This is a genomic window from Nonomuraea ceibae (assembly GCF_019396325.1).
Taxonomy (GTDB): Bacteria; Actinomycetota; Actinomycetes; order Streptosporangiales; family Streptosporangiaceae; genus Nonomuraea; species Nonomuraea ceibae.
Map to the genome: position 1 here is coordinate 169,844 of NZ_JAHKRO010000004.1, position 13,123 is coordinate 182,966.

General features: G+C 72.1%; 14 protein-coding genes. 10 read left to right on the top strand and 4 right to left on the bottom strand.

Going from position 1 to position 13,123, the window contains the following annotated elements:
• Window positions 1-107: 107 nt before the first annotated feature.
• The 7 genes from KME80_RS04880 to tgmC all read left to right on the top strand — a co-directional run bounded on the left by KME80_RS04880 (window position 108) and on the right by tgmC (window position 5,481).
• Window positions 108-1,337 (top strand): serine hydrolase domain-containing protein, encoded by a 1,230-nt coding sequence (locus KME80_RS04880; RefSeq protein ID WP_219500667.1) that lies wholly within the window; start codon window positions 108-110, stop codon window positions 1,335-1,337.
• A 23-nt stretch (window positions 1,338-1,360) separates the two neighbouring features.
• Window positions 1,361-1,762 (top strand): hypothetical protein, encoded by a 402-nt coding sequence (locus KME80_RS04885; protein ID WP_219500668.1) that lies wholly within the window; start codon window positions 1,361-1,363, stop codon window positions 1,760-1,762.
• An 84-nt stretch (window positions 1,763-1,846) separates the two neighbouring features.
• Window positions 1,847-2,392 (top strand): UTRA domain-containing protein, encoded by a 546-nt coding sequence (locus KME80_RS04890; protein ID WP_219500669.1) that lies wholly within the window; start codon window positions 1,847-1,849, stop codon window positions 2,390-2,392.
• Window positions 2,393-2,395: 3 nt separating this feature from the next.
• Window positions 2,396-3,154, top strand: a complete 759-nt coding sequence (locus KME80_RS52585) for a GntR family transcriptional regulator (protein ID WP_219500670.1) — start codon at window positions 2,396-2,398, stop codon at window positions 3,152-3,154.
• 79 nt (window positions 3,155-3,233) lie between these two features.
• Window positions 3,234-3,380: a hypothetical protein gene (locus KME80_RS04900; RefSeq protein ID WP_219500671.1), complete on the top strand. Its 147-nt coding sequence runs from the start codon at window positions 3,234-3,236 to the stop codon at window positions 3,378-3,380.
• Window positions 3,380-4,336 carry an ATP-grasp ribosomal peptide maturase gene (gene tgmB / locus KME80_RS04905; RefSeq protein WP_219500672.1) on the top strand — a complete coding sequence of 319 codons (957 nt, stop codon included), beginning with the start codon at window positions 3,380-3,382 and terminating at the stop codon, window positions 4,334-4,336. The genes KME80_RS04900 and tgmB overlap by 1 nt, the downstream gene beginning before the upstream one ends.
• The gene (gene tgmC / locus KME80_RS04910; protein ID WP_219500673.1) at window positions 4,333-5,481 is read left to right on the top strand and encodes an ATP-grasp peptide maturase system methyltransferase; all 1,149 of its coding nucleotides are present in this window, start codon (window positions 4,333-4,335) and stop codon (window positions 5,479-5,481) included. Before tgmB ends, tgmC begins: the two co-directional genes overlap by 4 nt.
• 52 nt (window positions 5,482-5,533) lie before the next feature.
• On the opposite strand, the gene KME80_RS04915 is transcribed toward tgmC, so the two are convergent.
• Window positions 5,534-6,541, bottom strand: coding sequence for a LysR family transcriptional regulator (locus KME80_RS04915; protein ID WP_219500674.1), 1,008 nt, complete (start codon window positions 6,539-6,541; stop codon window positions 5,534-5,536).
• Window positions 6,542-6,665: 124 nt separating this feature from the next.
• Between KME80_RS04915 and KME80_RS04920 the strand changes: the two genes are divergently transcribed.
• Window positions 6,666-7,214: a hypothetical protein gene (locus KME80_RS04920; protein WP_219500677.1), complete on the top strand. Its 549-nt coding sequence runs from the start codon at window positions 6,666-6,668 to the stop codon at window positions 7,212-7,214.
• 41 nt (window positions 7,215-7,255) lie between these two features.
• Here the strand turns inward: KME80_RS04920 and KME80_RS04925 are convergent, their stop codons facing one another.
• Window positions 7,256-8,143: a MurR/RpiR family transcriptional regulator gene (locus tag KME80_RS04925; RefSeq protein ID WP_219500679.1), complete on the bottom strand. Its 888-nt coding sequence runs from the start codon at window positions 8,141-8,143 to the stop codon at window positions 7,256-7,258.
• On the bottom strand, window positions 8,128-9,600 hold the full coding sequence (locus KME80_RS04930; RefSeq protein ID WP_219500681.1) for a glycoside hydrolase family 3 protein: 1,473 nt from the start codon (window positions 9,598-9,600) through the stop codon (window positions 8,128-8,130). Before KME80_RS04930 ends, KME80_RS04925 begins: the two co-directional genes overlap by 16 nt.
• Before the next feature lie 88 nt (window positions 9,601-9,688).
• On the opposite strand from KME80_RS04930, the gene KME80_RS04935 reads away from it, so the two are divergent.
• On the top strand, window positions 9,689-11,218 hold the full coding sequence (locus KME80_RS04935; RefSeq protein WP_219500682.1) for a glycoside hydrolase family 10-like protein: 1,530 nt from the start codon (window positions 9,689-9,691) through the stop codon (window positions 11,216-11,218).
• Between the two features lie 4 nt (window positions 11,219-11,222).
• On the top strand, window positions 11,223-12,344 hold the full coding sequence (locus KME80_RS04940; RefSeq protein ID WP_219500687.1) for an anhydro-N-acetylmuramic acid kinase: 1,122 nt from the start codon (window positions 11,223-11,225) through the stop codon (window positions 12,342-12,344).
• Here KME80_RS04940 and KME80_RS04945 read toward each other — a convergent pair.
• The gene (locus KME80_RS04945; protein WP_219500688.1) at window positions 12,318-12,959 is read right to left on the bottom strand and encodes an FHA domain-containing protein; all 642 of its coding nucleotides are present in this window, start codon (window positions 12,957-12,959) and stop codon (window positions 12,318-12,320) included. The two genes, KME80_RS04940 and KME80_RS04945, sit on opposite strands and share 27 nt — an antisense overlap.
• Window positions 12,960-13,123: the final 164 nt, after the last annotated feature.

Genomic DNA, 13,123 nt, shown 5'->3' on the forward strand with positions numbered 1-13,123 from the left:
CTACCAGCGAGAAAGGCGTGATTTTGCATGTTGACGAAACTCTGAACGCAATGTACTGTCGCAGTCGTTCAGAGATTCCCGAACACAAACTGAGAGCGAGAACCATCATGGAGAACGGCACCCGAGGCTTCACCAAGACGGGGCTGAGCAGGCTGCACGACGTGCTGGCGCGGCATGTCGAGTCCGGGCGGATCCCCGGCCTCGTCGCCCTCGTCAGTCGTGGTGACGAGACGCATGTCGAGACGATCGGGACGATGCGTCACGACGGCGGCGCGCCGATGCGCCGCGACACGATCTTCCGGATGGCGTCCACGTCCAAGCCGGTCTCGATGGCGGCGGCGATGATCCTGATCGACGAGTGCAGGCTGCGTTTCGACGACCCGGTGCAGGAGTGGCTGCCCGAGCTGGCCGACCGTCAGGTGCTGAGGCGCTACGACAGCCCGCTGGACGACACCGTGCCGGCGCGGCGGCCGATCACCGTACGGGACGTGCTGACGTCCACGTTCGGGCTCGGCATGGACATGACGTCGCTGGGCACGCCGATCATGAACGAGATTTTCAGCCGGGGCCTCACGCCCAACCTGCCGGAGCCGATGCCCGAGCCCGACGAGTTCATGCGCCGCCTGGGCGAGCTGCCGCTGATGCACCAGCCCGGCGAGCGCTGGCAGTACCACATCAGCAACGACCTGATCGGCGTGCTGGTGGCCAGGGTCACCGGTCAGCCGTTCGAGACGTTCCTGCGCGAGCGCCTCTTCGGGCCGCTGGGCATGACCGACACCGGGTTCCACGTCCCCGCTGACAAGATCGACCGCCTGCCCACCCTGTACGCGCCCGATCCCCAGTCGGGCGAGTTCCTGGTGTGGGACGAGGCCGAAGGCGGGCGCTGGAGCCAGTCGCCGGCGTTCCCGAGCGGCGGCGGCGGGCTCGTCTCGACCGTCGACGACTACCACGCCTACTTCCGCATGCTGCTCAACGGCGGCACCCACCGCGGCGAGCGGATCCTGTCGCGGCCCGCCGTGGAGCTGATGACCACCAACCGCCTCACGCCCGAGCAGCAGGCCGCCCGCCACGCCATGGCGACCGACAACGTCCACATCTCCCACGGCCAGGGCCAGCACGGCGGCTGGGGCCTCGGGATGGCGGTGCGCACCTTCCGCGGCGACTACGCGCCCGTCGGCCAGTTCGGCTGGGACGGCGGCAGCGGCACCTCCAGCTACGCCGACCCCGCCAACCAGCTCACCGGCCTGCTCCTCACCCAAGTCGGCGCGTCGGTCCCGGACCCGATGCGGCTCATGCACGACTTCTGGACCACGCTCTACCAGGCCCTCGACAACTGACCAGCGGATCGGAGACGACCACCATGTCCATCACCCTCGCCGAACAGGACCAGCTCACCCTGCGCACCGCCGCCTACGGCGCCGTCTCGCTGATGGCCGCCGCCTCCGGCAAGCCGCACAAGGCCGCCACCCAGGGCTCCGTCGCCCTGTCCTCGGCCACCGGCCTGGTCGGCCACGTGCTCGCCGACACCTCCACGGCCGTCAACCTGTACGGCAAGTCCGTGGCCGCGCTCGCCGACCACGTGCTGCCCGCCCTGACGGAGGCCATGGCCCTGCTCAGGCGGCAGGCCCCGGCCGAGGCGGGCAACTTCCGCACCACCGTCCTCCTCGCCGTCGACACGGCCGCCCGCGCCCACAACGGCGACCCCAGCCCCATCAGCGCCGACATGGCCCGCAAGATCACCGAAGCCCTCGACGCCGCGTGACCTCGCGCCGGTCCGCGCGGCATCGGCGAAAGTACTGTGGAGATCGTGGTGTCCTTTACTACCTAACCGGATATGGGGGTAAGGATGAACGATCGTCACGATTGGCTGGGCAGCACCGCGCGCTACGTGGCACCGCGCACGCCGGGGGAGCCTGACGCCTGGAGCGAAGAGCTGGCCGAGCACGGCCGGCGCGGCTCCCAGAGGCTCCGCGAAGCGGGCGAGGCCGAGCCTCCCGGCTTCGTGGCCGCCGCACTCCGCCTCGCCGACGGTGAGCGGGCGGTGGTACGGCGGCGCGTCATGCTGGAGGAGGACCGGCCGGTCGAGCTCACCGACTCCTATTACGCCCGGTCCGTCGCGGCGGGCACGGGGCTCGCGGAGCCCCGGAAGATCCGGGGCGGCGCCCCGACGCTGCTGGCCGAGCTCGGTTACGTGGCCGACGAGGTGGTCGAGGACCTTTCCGTGAGGCGGGCGGAGCCGGACGAGGCGCACGAGCTGGCGCTCCCGGCTGGCGCCCTGGTCATCCAGCTCGTCCGGGTCAGCTCGACCGCGGACGGCGTGCCGTACGAGGTCTCCGTGATGACGATGCGGCCCGAGGGGCGTCACTTCCGCTACCGGCTGAAGGCGGGCTGAGCGGTGGCGACCAAGGAGGACGGGCGTCCGAGGCACCAGCAGATCGCGGCGGAGATCCGGGCGCGGGTCATGTCAGGGGACCTGGTGCCCGGCACCCGCCTGCCGACGACGCAACAGCTCATGTCCACCTACGACGTCACGAACCAGACGGTTCAGCGGGCGTTGAGCGTGCTCAAGGACGAGGGGTTCCTGATAGGTCGTGCCGGAGTCGGGGTGTACGTGCGGGACGATTCGGTCCTCGCCCTCGAACCCGCCGCCTACCACCGGCCGCCCGCCGACGGCATGCCGTACCCCTGGACGAGCGAGGCCGAGGCGCGAGGCCGGCGTGGCGCGGTCCGGATCCTGGAGGTGGCGACCGTGCGGCCGCCGGTCGAGGTGGCCCGGCTGTGGGGCGAGCGGGTGTCGATGCGGCGCCTGCTGTTTCTGCTCGATCAGCAGCCGACCGAGCTGGCCTGGATCTACCATCCGCTGGAGATCGCCGACGGGACTCCCCTCGTCGGGCGGCGCAAGATTCCCGGGGGCACCGCACGGGTCCTCGCCGACCTGGGGCTGCCGCCGGTCGAGTGGGCGGACCGGGTCTCGGCGCGGCTGCCCACGACCGAGGAGCTGGAACTGCTGCACCTGCCCGACGACGTGCCCGTGCTGCGGACGTTCCGGACGGTGTACGCGGACGGCGGGCGGCCGGTCGAGGTGCAGGTGCTCGTCAAGGGCGGCCACCGGTACGAGCTGACTTACCGAAATGCTTACCCCCTTAGGGAGTAAAGAAGTATGGTGGGGCTCCCCTGCGGATGATCGGAGAAGCGCCATGCGCCGTTCGTACGTCCCCTGGGGAGTGAGCCGGATGGCTCCCTTCCCAGTGATCGAGGCCGCCAAGCACGGCTCCAACGTCGAGCGGCCGACGGCCACCGCGCCGCCCATGCCCGACGGCGACGGCAGCGGCAGCGGCCACGGCAAGCAGGACTCCACGACCGACTGGGTGTCCGACTGATGCCGGTGCTGGTGGTGTCCTGCGTGGACGACCCCACGGCCGACCTGGTGCTGGCCGAGCTGTGCGACCGGGAGGTCCCGGTGGTGCGGTTCGACCCCGGCGCCGACTTCCCCCACGAGCTGACCCTGTCGGCCTCGGTCGGCGACACCGGCCTGGCCGGCTCGATCGAGACCGCGGCGCGCAGGCTCGACCTGCTCGGCGTGCAGGCGGTCTACTGGCGTCACCCCACGCCCTACCGGCCGCCGCGACATCTGGACGAGCACACCGGCCGGTGGGTGGCCGACCAGTCACGCTTCGGGCTGGGCGGCGTCCTCGCCGCGCTGCCGGGGGCCCGCTACCTCAACCACCCCTGGCGCAACCGGGACGCCGAGCACAAGCCGGTCCAGCTCGCCACCGCCGTGACCGCCGGGCTCAGGGTGCCGCGGACGCTGGTGACCAACAGTCTCGACAGCGTCCGGTCGTTCGCGTCCGTCGTGGGCGACGTGGTCTACAAACCGCTGTGGTCGACCCCGTACCAGAACGCGGATGGTGAGGCGCGGACCATCTGGGCGGACGTGATCGACCCCGGGACGCTCGACGAGCGGGTGGGCGGCGCCGCGCACCTGTTCCAGGAGCGGGTGCGCAAGGTCGCCGACGTCCGGGTGACGATGGTGGGCGAGAGGGCCTTCGCCGTCCGCATCGACGGTGCGCCCCGGCTCGACTGGCGCCAGGACTACCCGTCCCTGACCTACACGCCGGTGGACGCGCCGTCCACGATCGTGCGGGGGATGCGCGCCTACCTCGACGCGTTCCGGCTGGACTTCGGCGCGTTCGACTTCTCCCTGACGCCTGACGGCGACTGGGTGTTCCTGGAGTGCAATCCGAACGGCCAATGGGGCTGGTTCGGCCCGGACATCTCGCAGCCGATAGCTCACGCGATAGCCGATCAGCTCACAACAGCCGAAGCGCGGCGATGAGCTCATCCGCGGCGCGGCACAGGCAGGAGATGGCCGGACTCCTGGCCTCGGAGAAGGGCGTCACGGATCGGCGCTGGATCGAGGCGGTCGCCGCCGTGCCGCGTGAGCTGTTCCTCGGCGACGCCGTCTTCCACCCGGACGACGGCGCGCAGGGCACGCTCTGGCGTCCGGTCCGGCGCGACCGGACGGATCCCGAGACCTGGTCGCGCATGGCCTACGCGGATCGGAGCTGGGTGACGCAGGTCGACGGCGTGCTGGCCGAGGACGCCACGCGGGCGCTGCCCGGGGCACCGACCTCCTCTTCGACGCTGCCCAGCCTGGTGGTGAAGATGCTGGAACGGGCCGAGATCGCCGAGGGGGACCGGGTGCTGGAGATAGGCACCGGCACGGGCTACTCCACCGGCCTGCTGTGTGAGCGCCTCGGCGCAGGTCAGGTGACGTCGGTCGAGTTCGACCCGGCGGTGGCGGCCCGTGCCAGGGCGGCCCTCGAATCCGCCGGGCACGCGCCGGTCCTGATCGTCGGTGACGGGCTGACGGCCTACGACAAGGACGCCGAGTACGACCGGCTGATCGCCACCTGCTCGGTGCGCTACATCCCCGCGCCCTGGATCTGGCAGGTACGGGACGGCGGCACCATCACGACCCCGTTGTCCGGATGGCTGGGAGGCACGGTCCTGGCGCATCTCACGGTGGAGCCCGGCGGGGCCGGCGGGCGGTTCCTGCCTGATGAGCTGTCGTTCATGTTCGCCAGGCCGCACGACCGGCCCTCACGCGCCCACTACCTGCTCCGCCTCGGCGAGCAGCGCGAGACGCGGATCGCCCCGGCCGTGCTGGACGACCCGGCCGCCCGGTTCGTGGCCCAGCTGGGAGTTCCGTCCGCGGAGCTGCTGGGCGCCGGGGACCACGTCGTGCTCCTGGACGTGTCCACCGGCTCCCAGGCCACGACCGAGCCCGCGCCCGGAGGCGGCTGGAGGGTACGCCAGCACGGCCCCCTTCGCCTGTGGGACGCCGCCGAGGACGCGATCGAGACCTGGCGGGAGGCGGGGAGCCCGCCCGTCTCGGCGTTCGGGCTCACCGTCACCCCGCAGGGCCAGCGGGTGTGGCTCGGCGATCCGGGCGGGCCGTCGTGGAGTCTGCCGGCGTGAGCCGCCGAAAATGCCGAAACCGCTGTCCTTTACTCAGGGAGTCAGGTGAATATCAGGCGTCCGAATGGTGGGAGAGAAAGGTGCGGGCCGCCTGGCGGATGGCGGCGATGACCGGGCGGTCGCGGTCGGTCTGCAACCAGGCCAGCGCGGACGTACTCGGAGAAAGATCCACCACGTCGAGATAACGCACCCCGGGCCGTGGATAGAAATCGCGTGCGGCGGCGGGCAGAAAGCCGGCGGCCTCGCCGCGGGCGACGGCGAGAAGCAGCGCCTCCATGTCGGGGACGACGGGCCCGAAGCGCACCGGGCGGCCGTCCGGGCGCGGGTTCACCGCCCAGAAGTCGCGCCAGACGCGCGGCACCTCGGCTGGCATGTCGACGAAGGTGTGCTCGCCGAGCTGGGCGAGGGTGAGCCGGGGCTCGGCGGCCAGCGGGTCGTCGGCGGGCAGGCAGACCACGCGGGGTTCGGTGGCCAGGACCTGGAGGCCGATGCCGGGCGGCGCGGGTGGCCGGGAGAAGACGACGTCGACGTCGCCGCGGATGAGCGCGCCGAGGTGGTCGGCGAAGTTGAGGGTGGAAAGCCGCACGTCGATGCCCGGGTAGTGGTCATGGAGGCGGTCGAGGATGTCGCGGGTGTAGGGCATCGCGGCCTCCGCGCCGACGGTGCCGATGGCCAGCCGCCCGGTGACGGTCGCGGCGTGCTCGCCGGCCTCCCGGCGCAGCGCGTCCAGGGCGGTGACGGCGGCCCGGATCGCCGGCAGCAGGCTCCTCCCGGTGGTGGTGAGCTCGACGCTGCGGCTGGTGCGCTCGATCAGCCGGACTCGCAGCCGGTGTTCGAGAGCCTTGATCTGCTTGCTGAACGCGGGCTGTGTCATGAACAGTCGTGCCGCCGCCCTGCCGAAGTGCAGTTCTTCGGCGAGGACGAGCAGTAATCGCAGTTGGTGCGGGCTCGGGTCGCCGCCACTCGTTCCGGTGGACGGCTCCTTGTGCGCCTCTCTGGAACGGCCAATCCCCCGGGGCTTCCCCCGGCACGGCGAAACCGCGCTCGGTGAAGAATCCATATACCGGATGCTATCAATGAAAATTCGATGGGAATCGAATTTTCCTTTGCCGCCAGGGCCCGCCGGACGAGCATGGAACCCGGCTCGTCCGGAGCCAGTTGTCAAACGATCGGCAAGGAGCGCAATGAGGATCTGGAACAGGCTCGCCGTCGTGATCACCCTGCTGGCGGCGGGGCTCGTCGGCGCGCAGGGCGCGGCCCTGGCCACGCCCACGCCGGCCGACACGGGGAAGGCGGGGAAGACGCAGTACTGCAACATCGTCGTGGGCAAGGCGCCCAAGGGGGAGCTGTCGCCGATCCTGTCGAGGTCGTGCGGCACCGACCCGGAGGCGGCCCGGACCGACGTCAGCATCCAGGCACGCACGCTGCTGATGGAGTGGAACGAGCACGCCTTCAACGACCCGCCCACGACCGTCGGCTGCATCTACGGCGACTACGGCCCGTGTGACTCCGACGGCTACCGGGTGCGGGCGGAGGGCTTCTGGGCCAACCGCATCTCCGGGTTCGCCACCTGGAACCGGTGCAGCGTCGCCACGGGCTACGACCTGGTGAACGTCTCAGGTGACCAGCAGACCTGGAACGGCACCGCCAACGCCTGCGAGTGCGTGGACGTCGGCTTCGTCGGCTACTACATGAACGACCGCATCGAGTCGTTCTGGATCCGCCGGGGCTGACCCGACGGGCCACGGGGCGTCCGCCTGCCAGGCGGGCGCCCCTAGGAGCGGTGGCGGTAGCGGTCCGTGGCTTCGCGGGTGGCGCGGATGGCCGCGTCGGCCCGGTCGTAGGTCCGCTGGGCCAGTCCCACGAAGATGCAGTCCACGATCAGGAGCTGGCTGATGCGGCTGGCCAGGGCGCCGGGCCGGAACGCCGTCTCGCGTCCGGCCGACACCAGCGTGTGGTCGGCCACCCCGGCCAGCGAGGAGCGCGGGTTGTTGGTGATCGCGACCACCAGCGCCCCCGCGTCGGCCGCCGTGCGGGCGGGCACGAGGACGTCGGGCGTCTCCCCGCTGCAACTGATGGCCACCACCACGTCCCCGCCGCGCAGCAGCGCGGCGCTGGTCAGCGCCAGGTGCGCGTCGCTGAACGGGTGGCTGGACAGCCCGATCCGCAGCAGCTTCTGCGACATGTCGGCGGCGACCAGCCCGGACGCGGCGACGCCGTACACGTCGACGCGGCGCGCGTCGGCGATGGCCGTGACGACCTCGCCGAGGCCGTCCGGGTCGAGCTGGGCGGCGGTGTCGGCGAGCGCCTCCGACTCGGCGCGGGCGACCTTGGCGATCACGTCGGTCAGCGGGTCGTCGGGGCCGAGGTCGCCGGGGACGAGCCGTTCTGGCTCCTTGGCGACGGCGGCGGCCAGGGCGAAGCGCATCTGGGAGTAGCCGCTGAAGCCCAGGGCGCGGGCGGTCCGGACGATGGTGGCCTCGCTCGTCCCCGACACCACGCTGAACTCGGTGATCGTGCTCCTGACGACCAGGCCGGGGTCGTCGAGGATGATGCGGGCGATCGACTGGGCGGCGGGGGTGAGTGAGGGCAGCACGGCCCGTACGGCCGCGACCGGGCTGGCCGGCTCGCCGTCGACGGTGCCGGTCACGAGGTGAGCCATTCGGCCGCCGCCTGGGCCGAGACGCGGGAGATGCCGTGGGTGGCCAGGTGGACGGCGCCGGCGGGGGCGTCGGGGATGCCGGTGTCGACGACGATCACGTCGGGGCGCTCCTGGACGGCCTGGGCGATGCGGTCGCGGACCCACGGGTGGCGGGCGGCGTCGTGCACGACGAGGACGACGGGGCGCCGGTCGGCGCTGGAGCCGAGGCCGACCTTGGCGGCGAGCCCGGCGCCGAGGCGGGGGAGCGGGCCGCCGGGCTCCATCTGGACCCGGGTGGTGCCGGGGAGCAGGGCGGTCAGGGCGGCGGTGATGCCGGTGGGGGTGGCCGGGTCGACGGCCTGGTTGAAGCGCGTGTTGACCTCGACGACCAGGGGCGGGCTGGTGAGGGTGACGGTTCCGGTCGGGGTCAGCGCCGCCCGGGCGGCCTCCAGTCCGGCGTCGGTGGCCGGTTCGGCGAGCGCGGCCTGGCGGGCGGGGGCCTGGGCGGCGTACCAGCCGGACAGGGCGGCGACCCGGCCGGCGGCCTCGGCGAGCCGTTCCTCGGCCAGTTGCCCGGTCTTGACGGCCTCGACGATGGCGTCGCGGAGCTCGTACAGGCTGTCCTCGGTGACATGGCCGGCGCAGATGGCGTCGACGCCGGCGGCGAGGGAGCGGACGGCGATCTCGCCGGGGGTGAAACGCGCGGCCACGGCCTTCATCTCGATGGCGTCGGTGACGAGCAGGCCGTCGAAGCCGAGCTCGCCCCGCAGCAGGTCGGTGAGGACGGCGCGGCTGAGCGTGGCGGGCAGGTCGGGGTCGAGCGCGGGGATCAGCAGGTGGCCGCACATGATCGAGCGCACCCCGGCGGCCACGGCGGCGCGGAACGGCGGCAGGTCGCGTTCGGCGAGCTCGTCGCGCGTGGCGTGCACGGTGGGCAGCGCCAGGTGGGAGTCGGTGGTGGTGTCGCCGTGGCCGGGGAAGTGCTTGGCGCAGGCGGCGACGCCGGCGCCCTGGACGCCGTTGACGTAGGCGACGGTGTGGCGGGCGACCAGGTCGGGGTCGGGGCCGAAGGATCGGATGCCGATGACCGGATTGGCCGGGTTGGCGTTCACGTCGGCGGCGGGGGCGTAGTCGAGCGTGACGTCGGACCGGGCCAGCAGGCGGCCGATTTCGCGGCCGACCCGCTCGGTGAGCGCCACGTCGTCGGCGACGCCGAGGGCGCGGTTGCCGGGGAAGGAGCTGCCGGTGGCGACCTCGAACCGGGTCACGGCGCCGCCTTCCTCGTCGACGGCGACGACGGCGGCCGGGTTCGCGGCGCGGATCTCGGCGACGACCTGCGGACGCGGGTCGTTGCGCGCGAACAGCACGACGCCGCCGAGGCCCTGGCCCAGCGCTCGGCGCATCCAGTCGGGAACGGTGGTTCCCTCGTAGCCGGGCTGAAGCACTGCCATGGCCAGTCGGTACAGGTCAGCGGTCATGCGGCATTTTCCTTCACAGTTGTTGATCTGAAGGTAATTTTCTGTCATCGTCGCCCCAGACACAACCACTTCCGAGAGGCCACCCCCCATGCCCAGCAGACGGACTCTCCTGAAGGGCCTCGCCCTCGCCGCCGCCGCTTCCGCCGTGCCGCTGCCCGCGTTCGCGGCCACGGACTACGTGCCACCGCTGCGCCAGATGCGCGGCATGTGGATCGCCTCCGTGGTCAACATCAACTGGCCCTCCAAGCAGGGCCTGAGCGTCGAGGAGCAGAAGGCCGAATACCTCGCCTGGCTCGACCTGGCCGTCGAGCGCAAGCTCAACTCGGTGTTCGTGCAGATCAGGCCGACCGCCGACGCGTTCTGGCCGTCGCCGTTCGAGCCGTGGTCGCACTGGCTGACCGGCACCCAGGGACAGGACCCCGGCTACGACCCGCTCGGCTTCGCCGTCGAGGAGACCCACAAGCGCGGCCTGGCCTTCCACGCCTGGTTCAACCCGTACCGGGTGTCGATGCAGGCCGACCCGGCCAAGCTGCACCCCGACCACCCCGGCCGCAAGCACCCCGACTGGATCCTGCCGTTCGGCGGCAAGCTCTACTACAACCCGGGCATGCCCGAGGTGCGCAAGTTCTGCCAGGACGCGATGCTCGACGCGCTGGCCCGCTACGACATCGACGGCCTGCACTTCGACGACTACTTCTACCCGACCAACAGCACGGCCTTCGACGACAGCGCCGCGTTCGCCCAGTACGGCGGCGGCTTCCCCGACCTGGCGAGCTGGCGCCGGCACAACGTCGACCTCATGGTCTCGGAGATGCAGCAGCGGGTCCGCGAGGTCAAGCCGGAGGTCGCCTGGGGCATCAGCCCGTCGGGCATCTGGCGCAACAAGGGCACCGACCCGCTCGGCTCGGAGACCAACGGCGGCCAGTCGTACGACAACCTGCACGCCGACACCCGCGGCTGGGTGAAGAAGGGCTGGCTCGACTACATCGCGCCGCAGCTCTACTGGTACATCGGCCAGCCCCCGGCCGACTACTCCAAGCTGGTGCCGTGGTGGTCCGACGTGGCGAGCGGGACCGGCACGCTGCTGTGGATCGGCCAGGCCGCCTACAAGGCCGGCGACCCCGCGCAGGCGCCCGAGTGGCAGGACCCGAAGGAGCTGTCCGACCACCTCACGCTCAACCGGAACCACCCCGAGATCAGCGGCGACATCTGGTACAACGCCAACGACCTGCGCGCCGACCGGGTCACCTCGATCAGCACCGCCGTGACCGACCACTACACGCGCCCCGCGCTCGCCCCGGTCCTGCCGAGGCTGGCCGACGGCGCCGCGCCGCGCCGCCCGGTGGTGGCCTACGCGCTGCGCCGCCACGGCGGGGTCGAGGTGCGGGCGGTGGCGACGGGCCGGGACGAGCCGTTCCAGTTCGCCATCTTCCGGTTCCCGGAGCGGGCCTCCGCCTCGGCGTTCGGCGACGCCCGCCACCTGGTGGCCGTCGTGCCGGGCGACCGCCAGGTGCGCTGGGTCGACCCCGAGGGCAAGCGCGGCGACCACTACTACGCGGTGGCGGTCGACCGGGCCAACCGGACCAGCGAGCCCAGCCGCGGCTTCCGGGTGGTCTGACGCCATGCGGGTTCTCGGCCTCATCTCCGGCACGTCCCACGACGGCATCGACAGCGCCCTCGTGGACTGGTCGCTGGACGGCGGCGTGCTCACCGGCGCCCTCGTCGAGCTCGGGGAGAGGCCGTACCCGCCCGAACTGCGAGCGCGCATCACGGCCGCGCTGCCGCCCGGCCGCGTCGACTTCGGCGAGGTCTGCGCGCTCGACACGCTCATCGGCCAGGCGTTCGCCGAGGTGGCCGCCGGCGCGCCGGCGGCCGACCTGGTCTGCTCGCACGGCCAGACGCTCTTCCACTGGGTGGAGGACGGCCGCGTGCGCGGCACGCTCCAGCTCGGCCAGCCGGCCTGGATCGCCGAGCGCACCGGCGTGCCGGTGGTCTCGGACGTACGGGCGCGCGACGTGGCGGCAGGCGGCCAGGGCGCGCCCCTGGTGTCGTACCTGGACCTGCTGCTCATGGCCGGGCTGCCGGGCCGCACCGGGGCGCTGAACCTGGGCGGCATCGCCAACCTGACCGTGCGCGACCCGGCCATCGCCTACGACACCGGGCCCGCCTGCGCGCTCATCGACGCCGCCGCGCCCCCGTACGACAGGGACGGGAAGCTGGGGGCGGCGGGCACCGTGGACGAGAACCTGCTGCGCGAGCTGCTCGCCGAGCCGTTCTACCGGCTGGAACCGCCCAAGTCCACCGGCAAGGAGCTGTTCACCCCCGGCTACGTCAAGGCCGCGCTGCCACAGGCGGACCTGGTGGCGACGCTGACCGCGCTGACCGCCGAGACGGTGGCGGCCGAGGTGCGCCGGCACCGGCTCGACACCGTGATCGTCTCCGGCGGCGGGGCGCGCAACCCCACGCTGATGGGCATGCTCCGCGCCCGCGCGTCGCAGGCCGAGTTCGTCACCAGCGACGAGCTCGGCGTGCCGGCCGACGGCAAGGAGGCGATCGCCTTCTCGCTGTTCGGCTGGCTCACCGCGCACGGCCTGCCCGCCACCGTGCCCAGCTGCACCGGCGCCACGGGCGCGCGGGTGCTGGGCACGATCACGCCGGGTTCCGATCCGCTGACGCTGCCGGAACCCCTCGCCGAAGCCCCGGTCGCGATCCGGTTCTCAGGAAGCCCTGCGCCCCGCCGCTGACGGCTCGGTGGCGGCGCCCGACCGCTGTGGTGGCACCACAGGGGTCGGCCGCACCAGGCCCAGCGCCACGACCTCGTTGGCGAGGCGGGTGCGCCGGTTGGTGCCTTCGGGGATCCTGAACTTCTGATACAGCCGCAGCAGGTGCTGCTTGACCGCGGCTTCGGTCACGACCAGGTCGTCGGCGATCTCCCGTGCGGTGGCCGGGGCGACGAACGCCTCGTCCGACAGCGCCGGCCGGCAGAGCGAGGTCAGCACGTCGACCTCGCGCCTGGTCAGCTCGGGCGCCGCGGCCCTGCGCAGCTCGACCTCGGGGGCGAAGTCCTCACGGGGGACTCCGCCGATGCGCCCGCGCGCCGCGCCGAAGGAGACGACGTCGCCGTCGTCGAGCACCCTCCGGGCGATCGGCCTGCCGTTCACCCGCGTGCCGTTGCGGGACAGGCCCAGGTCAACGACATACAGGTAGGGTCCTCGCCTGACGAACTCGGCATGGAGCCGAGACACGCTGGGGTCGCTGAGCCGGATGTCCACACCCCGGCCCCTCCCCACGGTCGTGATCTCGGGGCGCAACGGGACCACCTCGCCGGTGTCCTCGATGCGTATGAACGGCCCCTCCACGGCAGTTCCTCCCCAGGTAGCCCGCCGTAACTATTACTACAGCTCCGGCTTACCCATACGTGGCGATGCGGAATCTCCTTTGCCGAAAGGAGAATCGCGCGTGAAATTGGTCTGGACCTCTGCGGACGGTTTTGCCTGCTCACGGGTAGACTTCGAGCGGAGAT